This is a genomic window from Pseudomonas sp. UFMG81 (genome assembly GCF_015354575.1).
Lineage (GTDB): Bacteria > Pseudomonadota > Gammaproteobacteria > Pseudomonadales > Pseudomonadaceae > Aquipseudomonas.
This window is the reverse complement of the sequence record NZ_JACAFQ010000008.1, coordinates 97916-119847: the sequence shown is the minus strand read 5'-3', so window position 1 is coordinate 119847 and position 21932 is coordinate 97916. Positions and strand designations below refer to the sequence as shown.

At 66.0% G+C, this 21932-nt stretch carries 21 protein-coding genes; 8 read left to right on the top strand and 13 right to left on the bottom strand.

The annotated features are described in order from the left end of the window. Positions 1-9: 9 nt before the first annotated feature. Entirely contained in the window at positions 10-1551 is a 1542-nt protein-coding gene (locus IX761_RS08540; protein WP_194789162.1) for an MFS transporter, read from the bottom strand. A 173-nt stretch (positions 1552-1724) separates the two neighbouring features. Continuing rightward, a complete protein-coding gene (locus tag IX761_RS08535; RefSeq protein WP_194789161.1) occupies positions 1725-2630 on the bottom strand; it encodes a LysR family transcriptional regulator in 906 nt (301 codons plus the stop codon). 229 nt (positions 2631-2859) lie between these two features. On the opposite strand from IX761_RS08535, the gene IX761_RS08530 reads away from it, so the two are divergent. The 3 genes from IX761_RS08530 to IX761_RS08520 all read left to right on the top strand — a co-directional run bounded on the left by IX761_RS08530 (position 2860) and on the right by IX761_RS08520 (position 4241). Continuing rightward, the gene (locus tag IX761_RS08530) at positions 2860-3309 is read left to right on the top strand and encodes a universal stress protein (RefSeq protein ID WP_194789160.1); all 450 of its coding nucleotides are present in this window, start codon (positions 2860-2862) and stop codon (positions 3307-3309) included. 111 nt (positions 3310-3420) lie between these two features. Further along, positions 3421-3747 (top strand): type II toxin-antitoxin system PrlF family antitoxin, encoded by a 327-nt coding sequence (locus tag IX761_RS08525; protein WP_194789159.1) that lies wholly within the window; start codon positions 3421-3423, stop codon positions 3745-3747. Further along, on the top strand, positions 3744-4241 hold the full coding sequence (locus IX761_RS08520) for a type II toxin-antitoxin system YhaV family toxin (protein WP_194789158.1): 498 nt from the start codon (positions 3744-3746) through the stop codon (positions 4239-4241). Before IX761_RS08525 ends, IX761_RS08520 begins: the two co-directional genes overlap by 4 nt. A 44-nt stretch (positions 4242-4285) precedes the next feature. On the opposite strand, the gene IX761_RS08515 is transcribed toward IX761_RS08520, so the two are convergent. From IX761_RS08515 to IX761_RS08500, 4 genes are read right to left on the bottom strand one after another with little or no spacing between them, the layout of a single operon-like run. Next, positions 4286-5146 (bottom strand): HlyD family secretion protein, encoded by an 861-nt coding sequence (locus tag IX761_RS08515; RefSeq protein ID WP_194789157.1) that lies wholly within the window; start codon positions 5144-5146, stop codon positions 4286-4288. Positions 5147-5156: 10 nt separating this feature from the next. Further along, entirely contained in the window at positions 5157-5357 is a 201-nt protein-coding gene (locus IX761_RS08510) for a DUF1656 domain-containing protein (RefSeq protein ID WP_008097766.1), read from the bottom strand. Continuing rightward, positions 5347-7524, bottom strand: a complete 2178-nt coding sequence (locus IX761_RS08505) for an FUSC family protein (protein WP_194789156.1) — start codon at positions 7522-7524, stop codon at positions 5347-5349. The genes IX761_RS08510 and IX761_RS08505 overlap by 11 nt, the downstream gene beginning before the upstream one ends. After that, positions 7521-9047 carry an efflux transporter outer membrane subunit gene (locus IX761_RS08500; RefSeq protein ID WP_194789155.1) on the bottom strand — a complete coding sequence of 509 codons (1527 nt, stop codon included), beginning with the start codon at positions 9045-9047 and terminating at the stop codon, positions 7521-7523. Before IX761_RS08500 ends, IX761_RS08505 begins: the two co-directional genes overlap by 4 nt. 180 nt (positions 9048-9227) lie before the next feature. Here IX761_RS08500 and IX761_RS08495 point away from each other — a divergent pair, with 180 nt between their 5' ends. Both IX761_RS08495 and IX761_RS08490 read left to right on the top strand, forming a co-directional pair. Continuing rightward, the gene (locus IX761_RS08495; protein ID WP_194789154.1) at positions 9228-10175 is read left to right on the top strand and encodes a LysR family transcriptional regulator; all 948 of its coding nucleotides are present in this window, start codon (positions 9228-9230) and stop codon (positions 10173-10175) included. A gap of 221 nt (positions 10176-10396) precedes the next feature. Next, entirely contained in the window at positions 10397-11371 is a 975-nt protein-coding gene (locus IX761_RS08490) for a 2-hydroxyacid dehydrogenase (RefSeq protein ID WP_194789153.1), read from the top strand. Positions 11372-11540: 169 nt separating this feature from the next. On the opposite strand, the gene IX761_RS08485 is transcribed toward IX761_RS08490, so the two are convergent. Then, positions 11541-12443, bottom strand: coding sequence for a DMT family transporter (locus tag IX761_RS08485; protein ID WP_194789152.1), 903 nt, complete (start codon positions 12441-12443; stop codon positions 11541-11543). A gap of 262 nt (positions 12444-12705) precedes the next feature. On the opposite strand from IX761_RS08485, the gene IX761_RS08480 reads away from it, so the two are divergent. Beyond that, a complete protein-coding gene (locus IX761_RS08480) occupies positions 12706-13581 on the top strand; it encodes a helix-turn-helix domain-containing protein (RefSeq protein WP_194789151.1) in 876 nt (291 codons plus the stop codon). 128 nt (positions 13582-13709) lie between these two features. Here IX761_RS08480 and IX761_RS08475 read toward each other — a convergent pair whose 3' ends face one another. The 6 genes from IX761_RS08475 to IX761_RS08450 all read right to left on the bottom strand — a co-directional run bounded on the left by IX761_RS08475 (position 13710) and on the right by IX761_RS08450 (position 20116). Continuing rightward, a complete protein-coding gene (locus IX761_RS08475) occupies positions 13710-16112 on the bottom strand; it encodes a TonB-dependent siderophore receptor (RefSeq protein ID WP_194789150.1) in 2403 nt (800 codons plus the stop codon). Positions 16113-16377: 265 nt separating this feature from the next. Next, on the bottom strand, positions 16378-17349 hold the full coding sequence (locus tag IX761_RS08470; RefSeq protein WP_194789149.1) for a FecR family protein: 972 nt from the start codon (positions 17347-17349) through the stop codon (positions 16378-16380). Next, positions 17346-17921, bottom strand: coding sequence for an RNA polymerase sigma factor (locus IX761_RS08465; protein ID WP_194789260.1), 576 nt, complete (start codon positions 17919-17921; stop codon positions 17346-17348). The genes IX761_RS08470 and IX761_RS08465 overlap by 4 nt, the downstream gene beginning before the upstream one ends. A 4-nt stretch (positions 17922-17925) precedes the next feature. Continuing rightward, complete coding sequence (locus IX761_RS08460) at positions 17926-18252, bottom strand: DUF3325 domain-containing protein (RefSeq protein WP_194789148.1); 327 nt, start codon at positions 18250-18252, stop codon at positions 17926-17928. Then, the gene (locus tag IX761_RS08455; RefSeq protein WP_194789147.1) at positions 18246-19814 is read right to left on the bottom strand and encodes a PepSY-associated TM helix domain-containing protein; all 1569 of its coding nucleotides are present in this window, start codon (positions 19812-19814) and stop codon (positions 18246-18248) included. Before IX761_RS08455 ends, IX761_RS08460 begins: the two co-directional genes overlap by 7 nt. Next, positions 19811-20116 carry a DUF3649 domain-containing protein gene (locus tag IX761_RS08450; RefSeq protein WP_194789146.1) on the bottom strand — a complete coding sequence of 102 codons (306 nt, stop codon included), beginning with the start codon at positions 20114-20116 and terminating at the stop codon, positions 19811-19813. Before IX761_RS08450 ends, IX761_RS08455 begins: the two co-directional genes overlap by 4 nt. 299 nt (positions 20117-20415) lie before the next feature. On the opposite strand from IX761_RS08450, the gene IX761_RS08445 reads away from it, so the two are divergent. After that, positions 20416-20910, top strand: a complete 495-nt coding sequence (locus tag IX761_RS08445) for a sigma-70 family RNA polymerase sigma factor (protein WP_194789145.1) — start codon at positions 20416-20418, stop codon at positions 20908-20910. Next, positions 20907-21830: a FecR domain-containing protein gene (locus IX761_RS08440; RefSeq protein ID WP_194789144.1), complete on the top strand. Its 924-nt coding sequence runs from the start codon at positions 20907-20909 to the stop codon at positions 21828-21830. The genes IX761_RS08445 and IX761_RS08440 overlap by 4 nt, the downstream gene beginning before the upstream one ends. The last annotated feature ends 102 nt before the right edge of the window (positions 21831-21932 follow it).

Genomic DNA, 21932 nt, shown 5'->3' with positions numbered 1-21932 from the left:
TCCACAGGCTCAGGCCACCGCACGCGGTGGGTAGATCCGGGTAGGCACGAAGGGGATCAGGCAGATCAGGGCGACGGCGAAGCCCGCCATCACCAGGTACAGGTCGGCCGAGGTCAGCACCAGGGCCTGGTCATGGATGCGCTTGGCCAGGCCGGCTGTGTTGTCGTCGATCAGCGGCGCATTGCCCAGGCTGTCGACCAGGTGGTTGGAATGGAAATGCCGGCGCACGGTGCCCAGGGCATCGAGCAGGCCACCGGCGATCACCGCCGACAGCCCCTTGACCGTGTTGAACCAGCTCGACGCGAACGGGCCTTCCTGTGGGGTCATGCCATTGGTCGAGAGCATCAGCAGCGGCAGCACCGCCATCGGCTGGCCGAACACCTGCAGCAGGTAGAAGGGGTAGAAGTCGCCGCGGATCCACTGCGAGGTCAACAGGCTGCTGCCCACACACGAGGCAGCGAGCATCGCCAACCCGAGCGCCAGTACCCAGCGGCAATCCACCGCGCGGATATTGCACAGCGCTGCCGTCAACGGCAGGGCAATCAGCTGGGGCATGGCCACCAGCAGCATCAGCGGGCTGGTTTGCGCCGGGCGATAGCCTTGGATCTGTGCCAGGTAAGCCGAGGGTATGCTGCCCACGCCGGAGAGCACGATCAGCACCCCGGCCAAGGTCAGCAGGGCGAAGCTCAGGTTGCGCCGCGACAGCATGCGCAGCTGGAAGAACGGCAACGGTTCGGACCATTCGTTGTACAGGAACAGCACCAGCAACAGCAGGCCGCCACCGAGCAGCCAGCAGATCAGCGGCGAGTCGAACCAGCCCCAGCGATCACCCAGCGACAGCCCGAGCACGATGCAACTGATCGCCGGCAAACCGAGTAGCACGCCGCGCCAGTTGAACTGCTTGAAGCGCTCCAGGCGCAGCGGGTCCTGGGGCAGGCCCCAGCCCACGCAGGCGATGGCCAACAGCGACGGCAGGATGATCTGCCAGAACGCCCACTGCCAGCCTACGTACTCGGTCCACAGGCCCGCCAACGGCGTGCCCAGGTTTGGACCGAACGTTGCGGTCAATGCGTAGCAGGCCAGACCGTAGATTTTGATACCCGGCGGCAGGAAGCGCAGGGCCACGCTCATCAGCATGGGTGGCAAGGCCCCCGAGGCGAAGCCTTGCAGAATGCGCAGCAGCATCAGGCTGTGCAGGTTGGGGGCGAAGGGTTGGATCAGGCCGAGCAAGGCGAACAGGCCGACGGCCGTCATGGTGAAGCGGCGCAGCGAGAAGGTGGTGGCCAGCCAGGGTGCGAAGGCCATGGCCGACACCGACGCGGCGCTGTACACCGCCAGCAGCCAGGCACCTTCGTCGGCACCGATGCCCATGGCACCACGGATGTCGCCCAGGGAAATCTTGGTCACCGCCTCGTTGAGGCCGGCGCACAGCACCGCCAGCAACACGCCGAACAGCCCTATCACCACCCGCAGGCCGAACGCCGTCTGCGCAGGGGCGGCCGGCGCGGGAGCGGCGGCCAGCGCGGCAGAAGGCGCGGTCAGGGAACTCATGGAATGACATCTCCAGCAACATATTCAGGGCTGGGAGAAGTCTAAGAAGGTCGAATGCTGACGAAAACTGACTTGTTGGCAGGTTTATGTTGCGTCAGACGCAATCGGTACCGATCGCGAGGCAAGCCCGCTCCCACGTGAATGCGTGGGAGCGGGCTTGCCCCGCGATCATTTCACGGATCCAGGCTCCCGCACGCCTTCAACGTGCGCCGCAACCAGCGATGCGCCGGGTCATTGTCGAACCGTGGGTGCCACGCCTGCATCACATTGACCTTCTCCAACGGCACCGGAATCTCGAACGAGCGCAACGGCAACTTCAGCCGCTGCACGCTGTTGAGGATATTGGCCGGCATCGGCAGGATCAGGTCCGAGTCCGGCAACGAGAACATCGCCGAATGGAAGCTGGTGGTGATCAACGCCACCCGCCGCTCCACCTTGTAGTTGGCCAGCGACACATCGATGGGCCCGTTGGCCCGGCCACGCCGGGACACACTGATCTGTGGATAGGCGGCGAACCGCTCGGGGGTGATCGGGGCATCGAAGATCGGGTGGTCGTCGCGGGCCAGCCCGACGAAGTAAGTGTTGAACAGGCTCTGCACCTTGATCTCCGGCCCCAGCTCGACGGCCGAGCTGATGATCAGGTCGATCTGCCCGTTGCGCAGCACTGCATCGTCATCGCCGCTGCCCTCGGGCACGAAGCGCAGCACCGTGCGCGGCGCCTGAGCCAGCATCATGCGCAGCAGCTGGGCGCCGTACAGGGCGATGAACAGGTCATTGGTGCGGATGTTGAAGGCGCGGTCGAGGTTGGCCAGGTCGACGTCCTCGCGGCTGCGGAACACCAGCCCGGCCTGCTCCACCAGCCCGTGTACCTGGTCGCGCAGGGCCAGCGCCCGGGGCGTGGGCACCAGGCCACGGCCGGCGCGCACCAGGATCGGGTCGCCCAACGCCTCGCGAATGCGCCCCAGGGTGCGGCTCATGGCGGCCGGGCTCAGGTTCATGCGCTGAGCGGCGCCGACCACACTGCCCTCGTCGAGCAGCACATCGAGGGCGACGAGCAGGTTCATGTCCGGGAGTTGCATGGCTGTTGTCCGTGACAGCTGTGGGAAACGCGATGGTAGCAGGTTGCCGATTGCGTCAGACGCAACGGCGCCGTGCGTGGGGGGCCATTTATTCGACGGCGTGAATGACTCGACAATGGCGTGAGCCTCTTCGCGGGCAAGCCCGCTCCCACAGTGTGCGCATCACCTGTGGGAGCGGGCTTGCCCGCGAAGAGGCCAGCACTGCCACCCACCTTCCAAAGGATTGCGCATGCCCCACCCGGTCCTGATCGCCATCGACGCCTCCCCCACCGCCGCCAGCCTGCTCACCCTCGCCCAGCGTTACTGCCGCCCGGGCGAGCACACCTTGCACGTGCTGCTCGCCATCGACGCGACCTTCGCCGTGCACGAACAGCGCACGGCCTACACCGAGCAAGAGCTGGAGGAATACCCCGCCGCCTGCGACGAACAGCAGCTGGCTGAACATGCTGTGAGCAGCGCCGTGCAAACCTTCCGCGAAGCCGGCTTCGACAGCCTGGGCTGCATGGTTGCCGGGCAGCCGGAGGACGTCATCGTCGCCAAGGCGCAAGCGCTGGGGTGTGAGCTGATCATCATCGGGCACCGGCATCTGTCACGGCTTGGGCGATTGCTGGATCCGTCGATCAGCGCCAAGGTGATTGACCGAGTGGCAGTGCCAGTGTTGGTCGGGCCGGCTGGATGAACCATGCCAACCATTCATCAGCTGATGACTCATGAGGTAATGCAACTGCATTGACCAGGTAATGCACTCGCATTACCTTGATCGGCATTACCCATCGCAGATGAATAGACCATGACCACTACTTTCGAAGTCGAGTCGACCCTGACCGAGCGCTATCAGACCACGGTCCCCGAAACCGTTCGCCGCGCCTTGGGCCTGAAAAAACGTGACAAGATCCATTACTCGATCCGCCCAGGCGGAGAGGTGATACTCACCCGCGCAGAGGCAGCCGAGGAAGATCCTGCCGTGGGGCAGTTCCTCGAATTCCTGGAACGGGATATCGCCACGAACCCGCAACATTTGAAGGTTGTCGATGCAGAGTTTGTCGCTCGCCTGAAGGCACTGGTTGGCGATGAGGAACTCGATCTAGATCAACCTCTTTCGGCGGATGATGAATGACAGATGCTGACCTCCCCCCCGTTTCTTCAACTGGCTGGACGGTGTTCGCACACCCCATGTTCCTCGATAAGCTGGACCAGCTGATAAACGAACTGGAGGTCCTGAAGCGCAAGGCCCCCGATAGCTACACCAGGAAGAATGCCTGGAAACGGCTGACTGCAATTATTCGCCTGGCTTTTGATGGCATCGCGCAGGATCCAACCAAAACCGAGTATCGCCAGGGCAACACCCTGGGAGATGCCCACCGGCACTGGTTCCGGGCGAAGTTCTTCCAACAATATCGTTTGTTTTTCCGTTATCACGCGTCGAGCAAGATAATCGTCCTGGTTTGGGTAAACGATGACGACAGCAAACGCGCTTACGAAAGCAGTGACGATGCCTACAAAGTGTTCCGTCGCATGCTTGGCACCGGATACCCGCCTGATGACTGGAATCAGCTGTTACAGGAAGCGACTGCGGCAACAGCCCGATTCAACGCCAGCCTCAAACGCTGACACCTGCCTGCCAATGCACAGATGGCGTCAGCGCGAGAACTGGATCATCCCTCGCTCGGCTTGACCACCACCGTACAGGTCGTCCCTGCCGCCAGCAGGTACCCCTCCGGCACCTCATCGATATGGATCCGCACCGGCACCCGCTGCGCCAGCCGCACCCAGTTGAACGTCGGGTTCACATCGGCGATCAACTCGCGGCTCTGCGGGTTGTCGCGGTCATAGATACCCCGGGCAATGCTCTCCACATGCCCGCTCAGGCGCTCACCACTCATCATTTGCAACTCGGCGGTATCGCCCACCTTCACATGGGGCAGCTTGGTCTCCTCGAAGAAGCCATACACCCAGAATGAGTGTTCATCCACCACCGCCATCACCGCCTCGCCGGTGCGGGCGTAGTCGCCCTTGTGGATGTTCAGGTTGGTCACGTAGCCATCGACGGTGGCGACGATCTGCGTACGCTTGAGGTTCAGCTCGGCGGCCGCCAGCTGGGCCTGGGCCTGCTGGTAGTCGGCCAGGGCGGAGCTGGCGATATTGCTGGCGTCGTCGCGGTTCTCCTTGGAGATCACCAGGTTGTCCATGTCGGCACGGCGCTTGGCATTGACCTTGCGCATCTCCCAGGTGGCCTTGCGCGAGGCGACCTGCGCCTTGGCCTGGTCCACTGCGAGCTGGTAATGCTCAGGGTCGATGCGGATCAGCACGTCACCCTTCTTCACCCGCTGGTTGTCCTTGACCGGTACGTCCACCACATAGCCCGGCGCGTCGGCGGCGACGTTGATGATGTCGGCGCGCACCCGGCCGTCGCGGGTCCAGGGCGTGGTCATGTAGTGCAGCCACAACTGGCGGCCGATCACCACGGCAGCGGTCAGCACCAGTAGGGTGGCGATCAGGCTGAAGAACTTTTTCATCGAAGGTTTCTCACCAGTAGAGCGACAGCGCCAGGGCGCCGAACAGGCAGACGAACAGGGAAAGGCGCAGCAGCGCCGGGTGCCAGAAGAAGCGGTAGCCGTCATGGCTGGCAATGAACCGGTCCAGCCCCCAGGCCAGGCCCAGGGCGAACAGGAACATCAAGGTCATGGTCGGCATGTACACGCCATGGAAGGCGATCTCACGGGGCATGATGCAATCCTTTCGCCGGTGCCAGCGGCGACTGATGGTCGAGCAGGGAGGTACGGATGAAGTGCAGGTAGCTCTGCGCGCGGCGCAGCACCGAGGTGTCGAAGTGCCGGGCAAAGGGTTCGTCGGTGGCCTGCACGCGGCTGATGGCGTGGTCCACCGCCACCAGGGCGCGTTCGTGGTTGCTGGCGCTGGGTTGCAGGAACAGCCGCGCCAACGCCCGGCCCATCACGCGGATGGCTTGGCGCCACGGCTGCGACTCGGCGTAGGCCGGGTGCACCGGCGCCCGGTCTTGCTCCTTGCGCAGTTCGATGACGGCGTGGCCGATCTCCAGCACGGTGAACATCCAGCCCATCAGCTCGCTCTGCACTTTCGGCTGGCCAGCGGCCAGGCCATAGGCCTGGTGCAGCAGGTCGCGGGTGCGGCTTTCGAAGGCCGAGCCCAGGCCGCGCAGGCGCCCGCTGATGGCGAACAGCACCTGCTCGCGCAGTTCCTGCTCCAGGCGGCTCCATAGCCAGCGGCTGTTGGGTGGCAGGATGATCGCCCCGGCGGCAGCGCAGACGAACATGCCGATGACCATGCCGATGTAGTCGTTGATGAAGGTGTAGGGGTTGTACACGGTGAGGTTGTTGGGCACCGAGCCGATGGCGAAGAACACCAGCAGCCCCAGACCGTAACCGGCGTAGGCAGGGCGCGAGGCGAGGAACGCACCGAGCACGAACACCGGCGCCAGCACCATGCACAGCAGCGGGAAACCGTCGATCCAGGGGAACACGAAGAAGGTTTCGAAGAAGCCGATGAAGGCGCCGATGGCGGTGCCGCAGGCCATCTGGAACGACATGCGCTTGGGGTTCGGCGAGGCTGCCGACAGGCCCACGGTGACCGTGGCGATCAGGGTCATCATGGCGCCGCTGGGCCAGTCGCTGAGCAACCAGTAGCTGCCCAGCAGCAACAACACCGCCGAGGCCCGCACCCCGGCGGCCAGCGACACCAGCCAGCTGGTCTGGGCCACGTAGGGCTCGTCCCATTGTTCGCGCTCGTGGCTGTGCGCAGCCAGCGAGGCGTGGGTTTCGGCGTAGCTGTACATCTCGTCGACGAAGCGGTAGAGCAGCTCGAAGGCGGTGTGGAAATCGAGCAGGTCGGACTCGCTGGGGTTGGTTTCCAAGTAGTCCGCCCGCAGCCCACGGACCTGGGTTTGCAGGCCCTCTTTATAGGTACCCAGTTCCAGTGCCAGGCGCAGCGCATCGGCATCGGTAAGCGCACGGCCCACGTAGGGTTTCAGCAGTTCGGCCAACGTCTCCAGGCCCGGCTCGATGGCGCCGACGATCTGCAACGGGCCGCGTGCACGCAGGCGCTCCAGCAACCGGTGCAGGGCATTGAAACGCGTGGTGATGGCCATGAACTCGCTGTTCATGCGCACCAGCCGGCCAGAACGGCGGCGCATGTGCGGGTCTTCGAAGGCGGTCACGTTGCGCAGGCTCTCAAGCCCTACCGCCTCGGCGACGAAGCGCACGTTGCTGGTCTCGTAGCGGTCGCGCTGGCTGTCACCGCGCAAGGCCTCGACCACCACCCCGGCAAAGGTGCCGAAGCGCTGGTACAGGGCGTTGCGCATGGCGGCGCTGGCCGACTGCGGCAGGATCGCGGCGCTGACGAAGGTCGACACCAGGATGCCCAGGGCAATCTCCAGCACCCGCCACACCGCCGCCATGAACGCCTGGTCGGGGTGCTCCAGCACCGGCAGGCCGATCATCGCCGCGGTGTAGCCGGCCAGCACGAAACCATAGGCGCGGAAGGTGCGGTAGCGCATGGCGCCGGCCGAGCACAGGCCCACCCACAGCGCCAGGCTGGGCAGGAACAGCTCGGTGTTCTGCGGGAAGATCGCGATCAACGCGACCATCATCGCCGAGCCGGCCAGGGTGCCGAGCACCCGGTAGAAGCTCTTGGCGAACACATGGCCGCTTTGCGGCTGCATGACGATGAACACGGTGATCATCGCCGTGCGCGGCTGCGGCAATTCCAGGCGCATGGCCAGCCACAGGGTGATGAACGCGGCGGCCAGGACCTTGAAAATGTACACCCAGGTAACGCCGTCGGTGCGCGCCCAAGCGAAGAAGCCCCGGCGCCATTCCAGGCTTTGCAGCCAGCGCAGGGGCAAGCTCGATGTGCTCATTGGGCGTGGTCCGGGGTGTCGAAGATGGCCAGGGTGGCCGGGGTTTTCGGCGCGGCCTGGTGTTCTTCATCCGGCACGTCGTTGCCCGCCTCAAGCCCGCCACCCAGGGCGGTGACCAGCTCGGCATGGGCGATCAGCCGTGCGGCCTGCACCTGCTGCTGCACCTGTTGCTGGCGGAACAGCAGGGTTTGGGCGTTGAGCACGTTGAGGTAGTCGGTGAGGCCGCGCTGGAAGGCCACGGTGGCGATGTCGTAGGTCTTCTGCGCGGCGGCCACGGATTCGGCGGCGAAATGCGCCTGCTCCTTCATCGACTCGCGGCGGATCAACTGGTCGGAGATGTTCTTCAATGCGCCGATCACCGTCTGGTTGTAGCGCGCCACGGCCACGTCGTAGCCAGCCGAGGCCACACCCAGTTGCGAGCGCAGGCGGCCGCCGTCGAAGATCGGCAGGGTAATGGCAGGCCCGACGTTGTAGTTGAACTTGCGCCCGGTGAGGAACTCCAGCGGGCCACCGCCGGTGGCCATGAAGCCGAGGCTGCCGACCAGGTCGACATTGGGGAAGAACCCGGCGTGGGCCACATCGATACCGCGCGCCTGGGCGGCGACCTGCCAGCGGCTGGCGACCACGTCGGGGCGCTGGCCGACCAGTTCGGCAGGCAGGTTCGACGGCAGCTTGAGCGGCGCGCCGAGGGTCAGGGTCGGGCGCTGCAACCTGGCGCCCTCCCCTGGCCCTTTGCCGGCCAACGCAGCCAGCTGGTTGCGGGTCAGGGCGATCGCTTCGTTGAGGCTGTCGATCTGACGGTGGGTCTCGGGCAGCGGCGCTTCGGCCTGGCTGACCTCGAAATGGGTGCCGATACCGCCGTCCAGGCGGCGCTTGGCCAGGGCGACGATCTGCTCCTGCTGGGCAAGCTCGGCCTGGACGATATCGCGCTGGGCGAACTGCAAGCTGAGCTGGATGTAGCTGCGCACCACGTTGTTCTCCAGCTCGAGCTGGGCCTGGCGCGCCTCGGCGACGCTCATGTGCGCCTGGTCCACGGCCTGCTCGCTGGCATTGCGTTCGCGGCCCCATAGATCAAGGGCGTAGCTGAAGCCGATGGCGGCGTTGTTGTCCCAGGTGTTGGCCCCCGACAACGCGCCCGGGCCGTAGAACTGATCCTCGGGCCAGTTGTGGCGCTTGAGCGTGGCGTTGCCATTGGCCTGGAGTTTTTCCGCCGACTCGACCACGCCGGCCATGGCCTTGGCTTCACGTACCCGCGCGGCGGCCATGGCCATGCTCGGGCTGCCCTCCAGGGCCTGCGCCAGCCAGTCGTTCAGCTGCGCATCGCCATAGCCGCGCCACCACTGTTGGGCGGGCCAATGGGCATCGCGCTCCGCCTCGCGGATGGCGGCGTCGGTGGTCAATTGGTTGGCTTGGATTGTCTTGCTTTGCGGGGCAATGCCCCAGGTTCCGATACAGCCGCTCAAGGACAAGCTAAGGGCACAGGCACTGAGCGCGCTAAGCGCTCTGATGTTGCGACGCGGCACAGCTGCGATTTCCCGAGGAAGAGGTGGAGGGGCTGGGCCATTCTAGGGGTGGGTTGGATTGGCGATAAGCGCATATTCCTGCGAATCTTTGTTACCAAAACAGCGATAATCCGGCTTTAGTCGGACGTGCAAAGTCGTTACTTCATGTCACAATTTTGCCCTCTAAACCGAGAGTGACCCATGGACACCCTGCAAAACATGCGTGCTTTCAGTTGTGTGGCCCAGCTCGGCAGTTTCACTGCCGCCGCCGTGCAACTGGATACGACCACCGCGAACGTGTCGCGGGCGGTCTCCAACCTGGAAGCCCATCTGCAAACCCGCCTGCTCAACCGCACCACCCGGCGCATCGCGCTGACCGAGGCTGGCAAGCGCTACCTGATGCGCTGCGAACAGATCCTGAGCTACGTCGAGGAGGCCGAAGCCGAGGCCAGCGATGCCCATGCCCGCCCGGCCGGGCAGTTGAAGGTGCATTCGATGACCGGGGTGGGCCAGCACTTCGTGGTCGACGCCATCGCCCGCTACCGCGAATCGCACCCGGATGTGACCTTCGACCTGACCATGGCCAACCGCGTGCCGGACTTGCTCGACGAGGGCTATGACGTGTCCATCGTGCTGGCCACCGAGTTGCCGGACTCGGGCTTCGTTTCGCAGCGCCTGGGCATCACCTACAGCATTGTCTGCGCCTCGCCCGAGTACGTGGCACGCCACGGCACCGCGCACAAGCCGGCCGACCTGCTCAAGCATGCCTGCCTGCGCATGGTCAGCCCGGTGATCCCGTTGGAGAAATGGCTGTTCGACGGGCCGGAAGGCCAGGAGATGGTCAACATCACCAGCTCGCCGTTCCAGGTGAACTCGGCCGATGCGATGAAGACCGCGATCCGCAGCAGCATGGGGGTAGGCGTGCTGCCGATCTATTCGGCCATCGATGCCCTGCGCGACGGCAGCATCGTGCGGATCATGCCCGACTACCGTTTGCAGGAGCTGAACCTGTACGCGATCTACCCGTCGCGCCAGTACCTGGATGCCAAGATCAAGACCTGGGTCGAGTACCTGCGCAACTCGTTGCCGGAGATCCTAGCGGCCCATGAGGCGGACCTGAAGACCCACCAGGTGCTGATCGCCAACTGAAAAAGCTGCTGCATTTGGAGTGGGGACAATGGTAGGTTGCTAACCATTGACTTCAGCGTCTGGCAGACAGGCCTATGGGAGGGCTACGCCCTCCATCGCGGGCAAGCCCGCTCCCACAGGTTTACGCGCTCACTGTGGGAGCGGGCTTGCCCGCGAAAGGGCCGCAACGCGGCCCCCGCTTTTCTGCCCGACTCCACTCCCCAGCCTTGCAGAGAAGCCCGATGAAAAAGACCGTCCTGGCCTTCAGCCGCATCACCCCGGCGATGGCCGAACGCCTGCAGCAAGACTTCAACGTGATCCTGCCCAACCCGAAACTGGGCGACATCGCCGCCCAGTTCAACGAAGCCCTGCCCGAGGCCCACGGCCTGATCGGGGTGGGCCGCAAGCTCGGCCGTGCGCAGCTCGAAGGCGCGGGCAAGCTGGAGGTGGTGTCGAGTGTCTCGGTGGGTTACGACAACTATGACCTGGATTACTTCAACGAGCGCGGCATCGCCCTGACCAACACCCCCGACGTGCTCACCGAAAGCACCGCGGACCTGGGCTTCGCCCTGGTCATGGGCTGCGCCCGCCGCACCGCCGAACTCGATGCCTGGACCAAGGCCGGCCAGTGGCAGGCCACCGTGGGCCCGGCACACTTCGGCACCGACGTGCACGGCAAAACCCTAGGCATCGTCGGCATGGGCAACATCGGCGCGGCCATCGCCCGCCGTGGCCGCTTCGGTTTCAACATGAACGTCCTGTACGCCGGCAACAGCCGCAAGGCGGCGCTGGAGCAGGAGCTGGGCGCTCAGTTCCGTAGCCTGGATCAGTTGCTGGCCGAGGCCGATTTCGTCTGCATCGTGGTGCCGCTGTCCGAGGCCACCCGCAAGCTGATTGGCGCCCGTGAACTGAAGCTGATGAAGCCCAGCGCGTTCCTGATCAACATCGCCCGTGGCCCGGTGGTGGATGAGGCGGCGCTGATCGAAGCCCTGCAAAACGGCACCATTCGCGGCGCCGGGCTGGACGTGTACGAGAAGGAGCCATTGGCCGATTCGCCGCTGTTCAAGCTGCCCAACGCCCTCACCCTGCCCCACGTAGGTTCGGCCACCGCTGAAACCCGCGAGGCCATGGCCAACCGGGCGATAGACAACCTGCGCGCGGCGCTGCTGGGTGAGCGGCCGCGGGACCTGGTGAATCCGCAGGTGTGGAAAGGCTAATAGCTGCTTACTGACTGGGCTGGCCCTATCGCCTGTAGGAGCGGCCTTGTGTCGCGAAAGGGCCGCATAGCGGCCCCGGCGATCTTGCGTGATGCCGAAATCCTGGGGCCGCTACGCAGCCCTTTCGCGACACAAGGCCGCTCCTACAGGAAAGCGGCGCGGCGCAGCCTTATTTCATTGCCAGCGCACCGCTCACCGGCTTTGCCTTTGGCTTGCGAAACACCAGCACATTCCCCGCCATCACCACCACCAGCCCCAGCAGCGCCGGCGGTGTCCACTGATACCCCTCGGCGAACGCCGACACGTTCAGCGCCACCAACGGGAACAGTACCGTGCAATAGGCCGCGCGCTCCGGCCCCATGCGCCCGACCAGGGTGAGGTAGGCGGTGAAGCCGATCACCGAGCCCGGGATCACCAGGTACAGCAGCGAACCGATATAGCGCATGTTCCATTCCATCTCGAAGGGAATGCCGCTGACCAGGCAGTACCCCGCCAGCATCGATGCGCCGTAGAGCATGCCCCAGGCATTGGTGGTCATGGGCTTGAGCCCGGCCCGCTGCTGCACGCTGGAGAGCATGTTGCCGGCCGAGAAACACAAGGTGCCGAGCAGCGCCAGGCCCAGGCCGTAGAGGGTTTCGCGGCTGGCGGCGTGGTGTGACAGCTCCGGCCAGAACAGCAGCCCCAGCCCCAGCAGGCCCATGGCACCGCCGGCAAGTACGTTAGCGGCGATCTTCTGGCCGAAGAAGATCCGCGCATTGAGGGCGTTCCACAGGGTGGCGGTGGAAAACACCACGGCGATCAGACCGCTGGCGACCCATTGGCTGGCGGTGAGGAAGCACATGAAGTTGACGCAGAACAGGCAAAAACCCTGGGCCATGCACACCAGATGGCCGCGCCTGTCCATCGGTTGCAGGCGCCGGGTGAGCAGCAGGATGGCGAACAGGATCAACCCGGCCAGGGCGAAGCGGTAGACGATCGACACCGGAATGGCGACCACGCCCAGCTGCAATTTCAGGGCGATCCAGGTGGTGCCCCAGATCAGGACGGTGAGCAGGTAGAGCGACAGGTTCATGGCGACATCCTCAGGCATTGGAACCCGGGGCCGCTGTGCGGCCCATCGCCGGCAAGCCGGCTCCCACAGGAAAAGTGCAAACCTCCTGAGCTGCACACTCCTGTGGGAGCTGGCTTGCCAGCGATCGAGGGCGCAGCCCTCGCCAGGCCTTACAGTCTTCACCGGGCACCTGCCCTGCGCTTGCACAAACTTGCGCTTTTGCTCGGCAGGTAGCTGTCAGCCCCTCGCCATCGCAGTACGATGGCCACCAGAGGATCCGCCCATGCCCGCACTCGACCACCTGCAAGTCTTCAACGCCATGCACGCCTCGCCCCACGCCCGCCTGGAATTGAGCGCGCACCTGGGCGACGGGCTGGCGGCGGCGTTGTGGAGCAACCGCGACGATGCCCGCGACTACCAGGCCCCCAGCCACCACACCCTGTCCTGCTACATCGCCGACGGCACCGGCACCTTCCGCCGCCAGCGCCCCGGCGACAAGGGCGCGCCGGACAAACTGTGCATCATGCCCGCCGGGCAGGAGTCGAACTGGGTGGTCAACGGCTCGATCCGCCTGGCGCACCTGTATATCAGCGAGGAACAGTTCGCCCTGGGCTGCACCCGCCTGCTCGACCGCGAGCCGCGGGAGATGCAGCTGCGCGAGGCGACCTTTCTCGACGATGCCCAGCAGGCGGAACGTTTTCGCCAGCTGATCCAGCTGCACTGGGCCGAGCCCGGCGAACGCCTGCTGGCCAGCAGCCTGGCCCATGCCATCATCGACCACGCGGTATTGAACCAGGCTGGTTTGCGCCAAGGGCTCAAACTCAAAGGCGGGCTGGCGCCGCACCAGCGCCGGCAGTTGGTGGACTACATCGAGGCCAACCTCGACCAGCCCCTGACCCTGGGGGAGCTGGCGCTGCGCTGCAACCTGTCCGAATACCACTTCGCACGGATGTTCCGGGCGAGCTTCGGTCTGCCGCCGCACCAGTACCTGCTGGCTCGGCGCCTGCACCGAGCGTGCGAGCTGTTGCGCCTGGGTGAGTTGCCGCTGGGGCAGGTGGCGTTGATCTGCGGGTTTGCCAGTGCCAGCCATTTCAGCAACCGGTTCAGGCAGGCGCTGGGGGCGACGCCGGGGGAGTATCGGGCGGCGTTTGCCTGTTGATCGCTGGGGCCGCGTTGCGGCCCTTTCGCGACACAAGGCCGCTCCTACAAGAGACCGCGATCAATTGTAGGAGCGGCCTTGCCGGTGCGCCGGACCGGCCGGTAAGGACCGCAAAGCGGTCCCAGTCTTTAGAACTCCAAAGTACTCGACAGGCTCACCTGCCGCGCATCCCCTACCGCGACGAAGTACCGGTTCACCGCCGAGCTGTAGTACACCTTGTCGAACAGGTTCTTCACGTTCAGTTGCAGCAGCACTTTGTGCTCGTCGAGCTTGGTCTCGTAGCTGGCGAAGGCATCGGCCACGGTGTACGCCGGCAGGTCGAAGTCATTGGTCGGGTTGCCGGCTCGCTCGCCCACGTAGCGGGCACCGGCACCCAGGCGCAGGCGGTCGCCGCCGAACAGGCTGCCGTAGTCGTACACCGCCGACAGCGAACCGCTGTGGCGGGCGACGTTCTGCAGGCGGTTACCCTCCAGCACCGGGTCCTTGGTCACTTCGGCATCGGTAAAGGCGTAGGCGCCGATCAGGCTCCAGCGCTCGCTGAGCTGGCCGCTCAGGTCCAGCTCGACACCGCGTGAACGCACTTCGCCGGCGTTGCTGTAGATGATCGTGCCGGGCTGGGTGTCGCCATCGGCCACCAGCACGTTGCGTTTGTTGATATCGAACAGCGCCAGGGTGCCGGTGATCCGGCCCGGGATATCCAGCTTGGCGCCGATTTCCCAGGCCTTGCCCTGCTCCGGCTCGATCCCCGAGTCGAGGGTGAGGGTCTGGCCACCGCCGATGCTCAACGGCGCGATGGTCGAGTTGGGTTTGAACGACTCGCTGTAGCTGCCATACAACGACAGCTGCTCATCGACCTTGTACACCAGGCCCGCATGGGGCACCCAGGTCTGGCCGCTGTTGTCGGTGTTGACGTTGAATGGGCGACCGCGGCCAGCGTACTGGTCGAACTGCTGGAAACGCCCGCCGGCGACCAGGATCCAGTGATCGTCCAGGTGCCAGGCATCCTGCAGGAACAGCGAGTCGGTGCGCAGCTTGTCGGTCTGGTCGCTGTCGCTGGCGCGCACCGTGGTGCCTTCCACTTCACGGCCATAGACCGGGTTGAGGTAGCTGAAGGTCGAGCGGCTGTTCTGGCGGATCAGGTCGGCGCGGTAGACCTTGCGGTCTTCGTGATCGACACCGACCAGCAGGTCGTGGCGCTGGCCGGCCAGCTCGACGGTGCCATTGAGGCTGAAGGTGGCGAACTGGTCGCGGCTCATGGCGCCCTGGGTGCCGTCGATGCTGCGGGTCAGCGTGCCTTTCGCCTCGTTGACGCCGGTCACGCGGACCTGGCTGGCATCGTAGGTTTCGCGGTTGAAGCTGTAGCCGAAATGGGTTTTCCAGGCGTCGGTCAAGGCGTGGTCGACCTCCAGGCGATACAGGTCGGAGCGGCCCTCCATGTCATTGAACGGCTCGTCCAGGCGGCGGGTGGCCGGGATGTCCAGCGGGTGGCCGTTGCTGCCAAAGGCCGTGCCGCGGTCGAACGGGTACAGGAACTCGCGGTGTTCGTAGGCCAGCACCACTTGGGTGTCCTCGCCCAGCCAGGCCAGCGACGGCGCCACCAGCGACTCGCGGTGCACACCGTAGTTGCGCCAGTAATCTTCATCCTCGTGGTCGACGATCAGCCGATAGGCCAGGTTGCTTTCGCCCAGTGCGCCGGTGCTGTCCAAACCGCCGCCGCTGCCGTTCTTGCCGCTGCCGTAGGTGGAGCCGCGCAGGGTCAAGGCGTTGTACTGCTCAAGTTGCGGGCGCTTGCTGACCACGTTGATCACCCCCCCCGGGTCCTGGATGCCGTACAGCAACGAGGCCGGGCCCTTGAGCACTTCGACCCGCTCGGTGCTGGCGTTGAGCGCGCGGCCCTGCACGATGGGCATGCCGTCGCGCATGATCGAGCCGTCGCGGTTGTCGCCGAAGCCGCGCTTCATCACGGTGTCGGCGGTGCCGCCGAAGTTGTTGCCCTGGGTGATGCCGCTGACGTTGTACAGCGCGTCGTCGAGGTTACGCGGCGCCTGGTCGCGGATCACCTGCGCGGGCACCACGTTGATCGCCTGGGGGATGTCCTGGGTCGGGCCCTGGCCGCGCATGATCGAGGCGCTGGCCGGGGGCTGGTAGCTAAAGTCGTCGGCCTGGGAGGTGATGGTGGTGGCTTGCAGGTTGAGCGCGCCGGCGCTGTCAGGTTGCTCGAGGGTCAGGGTGCGGGCGTCGAGGCGGCGCCAGGCCAGGCCAGAATTGCCCAGCAGCTGCTGCAAGGCCTGCTCGGCGCTGAACGCGCCGTTCAAGGCAGGGGCTTGCTGGTCAGGCAGCGCCAGGGTGTAGACCACGCTTTGCCCGGTGGCGCGGCTGAAGGCATTGAGCGCCTGGGCCAGGGGCTGGCTCGGCTGGGCGAAGGTATAGACCTGGCTCTGCTGCTCGGCCATTGCCTGGGGGGCCATGGCCAGCACGGACGAGGTGGTGAGGCCGAACCAGAGCGGGACGCAACGCGGGGTGAACTTCATGGACGCTGACCTGTGAGAGGGATGAACGCTTGCGAATGAATCGCACTTCCACTCACTACACGGATGCCGAGAGCGGGTACCTCACCTCCCCCTTGAATTTTTTTCCGCGCGACCTGTAGGAGCGGCCTTGTGTCGCGAAAGGGCTGCGTAGCGGCCCCAGGTTTTCGGCGGCGACGCAGGAATTGCCGGGGCCGCTCTGCGGCCCTTTCGCGACACAAGGCCGCTCCTACAGGGGCGTGTAAGCCCGTCGGACGGGGCTCACGCATCAGCGCAGAAGGGTCAACCGCCCCAACAGCGTCTGGCGCGAGAAGCCCAGCACCTTCCCCAGCGAGTCCAGCGCCACCAGCGGCTCGGCCACCGGGAAGCTGCCGCTGACCTTGCGCTGCGCCAGCTCGCCATCGAGCAGCAGGATGCGCCCGGGGTAATAGCGCCCGAGGTCATCGAGCACCTGCCCCAGCGGCACTTGGTAGTAGTTCAGCCAGCCCTGGCGCCAGGCCAGGCGGCTGTCGCTGTCCACAACACCGATCTCCCCGGCCACGCCATCGACATAGGCCAACTGCTGGTTGGCGGTCAGTTCGCGAGCGACCTGGCCTTGGGCCGCAGTGACCGCCACCCGGCCGTTGCGCACGGTGACCTGGGCACCATCGTCCTGGTCGCGCACCTCGAACTGTGTTCCCAGCACCCGCACCTCGCCGCCATTGGCCTCGACCAGGAACGGCTGGCCGGTGTGGGTCACCTCGAAGAACGCCGCACCACGCAACAGCCGCACACGCCGTTCGCCGTGGTCGAAGTCCACGGCAAGCGCGGTACCGGCATCCAGCGTCAGCTGTGAACGATCCGCCAACGTGACCTGGCGCACCTGATCACCGCTGGTGTAGTCGGCGCGCAGGTCCTGCAACCAGTGCTGCGGCTGCCAGCCGGCCACACCACCCAACCCCAACACCAGGCAGGCGGCCACGGCGAAGCGTGGCCAGCGCGGTTTGCGCTCGGGGCGATTCATCGCGCGCAGGTACTGCTGCAAGCTGGCCTGCTCTTGCGCCGCCAAACGTGCGGCCGGGGCCTCGGTCTGGCGCCACAACACTTCGGCCTCGGCATAGGCCCGGCGATGGGCCGGGTCCGCCAGCAACCAACGCTTGAACGCGGCGCTGTCGGCCTGCTGCGGCTGCTGGTGGATGCGCCCCAGCCAACGCAAGGCGGCCTGGGACTGTTCGGCGGTGATCGGCGGTTCGAGGCTCATCGACGGGCGCTCCCTGGCCGGCGCGGTGGGGGTGCGGCTTCGGCGACGCTCGCCTTGCACGCTTCGAGGGCGCGCATCATATGCTTTTCCACCGCACTCTGGGACAGCTGCATGGCCTTGGCGATCTCGCCATAGGTGCAGCCGTGGATGCGGTTGAGCAAGAAGATCTGCCGGGTGCGTTCGGGCAGTGCACGCAGCGCCGTCTCGATGCGCTGCAGGTCATGGTCGACCTCCAGGGCCTGCTCGGGCGCCTGGGCGAACGGTTCGTCGTCAGTGTGCTGCAAGCCTTCGGCTGCGCGGTCGCGGCTGCCCTCGCTGCGCAGGTAGTCGATGGCCAGGTTGCTGGCACTGCGTAGCAGGTAGGTGTCGAGGGCCTCGACCTTGACCTCGGGGCGGCGCCAGAAACGCAGGAACAGGTCCTGCACCAGGTCGGAGGCGGTGGCGCGGCAGCCGATGCGCCGGCTGACCAGCGCCTCCATGCGTGCGCGCTGGGCGAGGAACACCTGGACGAAGCGCGCCCGGCCAGTGCCGGCCTCGGCGTCTGGCTCGATCAGCTCCCCCGGTTCGCGCAACACCTCACACCGCCAGCACGGCCAGCAGCGGCCCGAGCACCAGGCTGGCCGCGGCCAGGCCCAGCAACAGCCGTGGCTGGTAAGGCAAACCGAATACCCAGAGCGTCACCCCGGCCATCAGCACGGCGATCCACTCCACCAGGCCCAGGGCCCAGCCCTGAAAGTGCACGGCCAGCACCAGCGACAGCGCCAACAGCACCCAGCCGCCAAGGCGCAGGGCCTTGAGCTGAAGGGCCGTGGGCTTGCGCCCAAGCAGGTCGTTGAAGTGTTTTTCCATGGCCAGGCACAGGCCGGCGAAACCGGCGAAGCCGAGCAGCGCGACGCTCAGCATCCGCTCACCTCCACGGCTTTGGCGACCTTGGGCGCGCGCTTGGCCACGGCCTTGGGCGCACGCAGCATCTTGCCGGCGGCCCAGGCCAGGAACACAGCGGTGCCCAGCGCGGTCAGGTCGAAACCGGCCATGGCCCAGTCACCCACGGCCACGGAATGGTTCAGGCCCTGGCCGGTGGTCAGGCCATTGAGCAGGGGCAGCAGGGCGAAGGCCAGCGCGCCCAGCGCCAGTTGTTCGCCCCAGGCCCGGCGCCCAGGGCGCAGCACGGCGTGCACCAGCGACAGCGCCCAGGCCAGGAAGAAGCTGTTGATCTCCCAGTCGGCGCGGCCTTGCAATGCCGTCGGCAGTAACCGGTTGGCCCAGAAGAACGCCGCCACCGCCAGTAGCAGGCCGCTCATGCTGGCGATATTGAGCACCTCGACCAGACGCAATTCGACCGGCATGTGCGCGCTCTTGGCATGCTTGAGCTGGCGCTTGCCCAGCCACATCACCAGGCCGGTGCCGATCACCGCCGTGCCGGCCACGCCAAAGGCGAAGTACAACCAGCGCAGCCAGGGGCCGGCGAAGTTGCCCATGTGCAGGCCGACGAAAGTGAACGAGGTCATCATCGCTGCGCTTTCCGGCGCACCCTGGCTCAGCAGTGCGCCGCTGGCGCCGTCGAAGGTCCAGTTGGCGCTGCGTTGGTAGGCCACGCTGTCGGCCGAGGCGCGGGTGAAGGTGACCCGGGCGTTGGCATCGCCAGGGTTATGCACCTGGATGAAACCCATGCGCGCCCCGGGGGCCTGTGCCTGGACCTTGGCGTAGAGCTGCGGCAGGGGTGCCAGCGGCGCCGCCACGCCGGCCAGCGCGGGCTCGTCGTCGCGGCCGAACAGGTCGCTGAAGTAGCCGTCGCTGTCGCCGTAGCTGGCGATGATGCTGGCCGGCATCACCATGGCCATGAAGATCACCAGGCTGCTGTAGCTGATCATCAGGTGGAACGGCAGCACCAGCACACCGATGGCGTTGTGGCCGTCGAGCCAGGACCGCTGGCCCTTGCCGGGGCGGAAGGTGAAGAACTCCTTGAAGATCTTCTTGTGGGTGATGATGCCGGTGACCAGGCCCAGCAGCATGATGAAGGCGCAGAAGGTCGACAACCAACGCCCCCAGGGGTGGGGCATCTGCAACTGGAAGTGGAACCGGTAGAAGAACTCGCCGCCGCGGCTGTCGCGGGCCTCGACGGGTTCGCCGCTGCGTGCGTCCAGCTCTTTGCTGACGAAGCCGCGCCGCCCGCCGCCATTGGGGTCGCGCCAGCTCACGCTGAGCGCCGGCTCGCGCTCGCTGGGCAGGCGGATGAACCAGCCGCTGGCGTGGCCGGCGTGTTGCTGCAGGTAGCCCTGGGCCATGGCCAGGCTGGCCGCCGCATCCAGCGGGTGATGGCTGATCTCGGGCTGGCTCCAGTGGTTGATCTCGTCCTTGAAGTACGACAGCGTCCCGGTGAGGAAGATGGCGAACAACAGCCAGCCGAAGATCAGGCCGGTCCAGGTGTGCAGCCAGGCCATGGCCTGGCGGAAGCCTTCTTTCATCCGTTTTTCATCCAGTAGGCCAGCCCGTCGATCACCCCCAGCACCAAGGCCGGCAGCAGCACGCCCAGCCAGGCGCGCCAGGCACTGCGGCAGGCGAAGCACCAGATGAACGCCAGCAGGTAGACCACGAACGACAGCATCGTGCCGGTGAGCACCGCGTCGACCTGGGCCATCGGTGTGAGCAGGGTGATGCACACGCCGGCCAGGGACGCCAGCAGGTAGCCACCGAGCAGCGCGGCCAGGCTGCGGGAAGCCACGGCCAGGCGGTAGCGTGCGGTGATGCCGGTGGCTTTGCTGGACATGGCGGTGGTCCGGGGGAATGGGGGTGCAATAGTAATGATTTCAATTCTCATAAGCAAAATTGACGAGATGGATTGCCTGCGCCGCTTTTGTGTAGGAGCGGCCTCGTGTCGCGAAAGGGCCGCAAAGCGGCCCCGGCAGTCTTGAGGCGTGGTTGTAATCCTGGGGCCCTTTCGTGGCACGAGGCCGCTCCTACAGGGGGCGCGCAAGCTGCCTGAACGATTGCCGAATAGTTCGCATACCACTACAATGCGAACAATTCTTACTTCCAGTTGCGTCATCAGGCGCCGGAGTCGTATCGGTGTCCAGCGCCCTCTCTTCCACTGTCGAAGGCCTCTACCGCAACCACCACAGCTGGCTCACCGGTTGGCTGCGGCGGCGCCTGGGCTGCCCGCAAAGCGCCGCGGACCTGGCCCAGGACACCTATGTACGCCTGCTCCAGGCCCGCGAAGCGCCGCAACTGGCGGAGCCGCGCGCCTTCCTCACCACCGTGGCCAAGCGCGTGCTGTGCAACCACTTCCGCCGCCAGGAGCTGGAGCGCGCCTACCTCGAAGCCCTGGCCCAGGTGCCGGAGCAGGTAGCGCCGAGCGAGGAAGACAAGGCGATCATCTTCGACACCCTGCTGGAGCTCGACCGCCTGCTCGACGGCCTGCCACCGCTGGTCAAGCGCGCCTTCCTGCTGGCCCAGGTCGATGGCCTGGGCCAGGGCGAGATCGCTCGCGAACTGGGCATCTCGCTGGCAACGGTCAAGCGCTACCTGCACAAGGCAGCCCTGCGCTGCTACTTCGCCCTATGAACACGACGTTCGCGCCGCAAATCGCCGAGCAGGCCGTGCACTGGCTGATCGAGTCGCAGACCGAGGGCTTCGACCAGCAGCAGGCCCTGGAGCACTGGTTGCAGGCCGACCACGAGCACCAGCGTGCCTGGGCCCATATCCAGCAGGTCAACCAGCGCCTGCGCGGGGTGGCCGCGCCGGTGGTGCACGCCACCTTGCAGGCGCCGCCCTCCCCGGCCCGACGCCGGGCGCTCAAGGCGCTGTTGCTGGTGGGCATGGCCAGCGCCACCGGCCTGGGCTTGCAGCAACACAACCCGCTGCCGGGGCTGATGGCCGACTACCGCAGCCCCGTGGGCCAACGCCGACGCCTGACCCTGGACGACGGCAGCCAGCTGCACCTGAACACCCGCAGCGCCGCCGATGTGCGCTTCGATGGCCAGCAGCGGCTGGTGCACCTGCAAGAGGGCGAGTTGCTGCTGGACGCGCTCGATGACCCACGCCCGTTGCGCCTGCGCACCGCCGAAGGTGACATGCAGCTGGGTCGTGGCCGCTTCGATGTGCGCCAGTTCGAAGGCTTCAGCCTGGTCTCGGTGTTCAGCGGCAGTGCCAGCGTGGCCGGGCAGACGCTGCTGGCCGGGCACCAGGCGCGCTTCGCCCGCACGGGCTGGCAGGCGATCGCCCCGCTGGACCCGAACCGCGCGGCCTGGGTGGACGGCATGCTGGTGGTGTCGCAGCTGCGCCTGAGCGATTTTCTTGCCGAACTGTCGCGCTATCGCCTGGGGCAACTGGGCTGTAGCGAACGGGTGGCCGACCTACGTATCTCCGGGTCGTACCCGCTGGACGACAGCGAACGGATCCTGGCCATGCTGGAAGTGGCGTTGCCGGTGAAGGTGCGGCGGTTTACCCGGTATTGGGTGTCGGTCGAGGCGGCCATAGGCTGAGCCTGTGCCGGCCCTATCGCCGGCAAGCCGGCTCCCACCCCGACCGCATTGACTTCAAACCATACGCCACCCTGTGGGAGCTGGCTTGCCAGCGATGAGGCC

Bases quoted from the DNA above. Each gene is read 5' to 3' on its own strand.
- IX761_RS08525 (WP_194789159.1), top strand. From the start codon at position 3,421: ATGACCACTACTTTCGAAGTCGAGTCGACCCTGACCGAGCGCTATCAG.
- IX761_RS08515 (WP_194789157.1), bottom strand. From the start codon at position 5,146: ATGAAAAAGTTCTTCAGCCTGATCGCCACCCTACTGGTGCTGACCGCT.
- IX761_RS08520 (WP_194789158.1), top strand. From the start codon at position 3,744: ATGACAGATGCTGACCTCCCCCCCGTTTCTTCAACTGGCTGGACGGTG.
- IX761_RS08450 (WP_194789146.1), bottom strand. From the start codon at position 20,116: ATGTCCAGCAAAGCCACCGGCATCACCGCACGCTACCGCCTGGCCGTG.
- IX761_RS08440 (WP_194789144.1), top strand. From the start codon at position 20,907: ATGAACACGACGTTCGCGCCGCAAATCGCCGAGCAGGCCGTGCACTGG.
- IX761_RS08505 (WP_194789156.1), bottom strand. From the start codon at position 7,524: ATGAGCACATCGAGCTTGCCCCTGCGCTGGCTGCAAAGCCTGGAATGG.
- IX761_RS08455 (WP_194789147.1), bottom strand. From the start codon at position 19,814: ATGAAAGAAGGCTTCCGCCAGGCCATGGCCTGGCTGCACACCTGGACC.
- IX761_RS08510 (WP_008097766.1), bottom strand. From the start codon at position 5,357: ATGCCCCGTGAGATCGCCTTCCATGGCGTGTACATGCCGACCATGACC.
- IX761_RS08530 (WP_194789160.1), top strand. From the start codon at position 2,860: ATGCCCCACCCGGTCCTGATCGCCATCGACGCCTCCCCCACCGCCGCC.
- IX761_RS08490 (WP_194789153.1), top strand. From the start codon at position 10,397: ATGAAAAAGACCGTCCTGGCCTTCAGCCGCATCACCCCGGCGATGGCC.
- IX761_RS08470 (WP_194789149.1), bottom strand. From the start codon at position 17,349: ATGAGCCTCGAACCGCCGATCACCGCCGAACAGTCCCAGGCCGCCTTG.
- IX761_RS08485 (WP_194789152.1), bottom strand. From the start codon at position 12,443: ATGAACCTGTCGCTCTACCTGCTCACCGTCCTGATCTGGGGCACCACC.
- IX761_RS08540 (WP_194789162.1), bottom strand. From the start codon at position 1,551: ATGAGTTCCCTGACCGCGCCTTCTGCCGCGCTGGCCGCCGCTCCCGCG.
- IX761_RS08495 (WP_194789154.1), top strand. From the start codon at position 9,228: ATGGACACCCTGCAAAACATGCGTGCTTTCAGTTGTGTGGCCCAGCTC.
- IX761_RS08475 (WP_194789150.1), bottom strand. From the start codon at position 16,112: ATGAAGTTCACCCCGCGTTGCGTCCCGCTCTGGTTCGGCCTCACCACC.
- IX761_RS08460 (WP_194789148.1), bottom strand. From the start codon at position 18,252: ATGCTGAGCGTCGCGCTGCTCGGCTTCGCCGGTTTCGCCGGCCTGTGC.
- IX761_RS08535 (WP_194789161.1), bottom strand. From the start codon at position 2,630: ATGCAACTCCCGGACATGAACCTGCTCGTCGCCCTCGATGTGCTGCTC.
- IX761_RS08480 (WP_194789151.1), top strand. From the start codon at position 12,706: ATGCCCGCACTCGACCACCTGCAAGTCTTCAACGCCATGCACGCCTCG.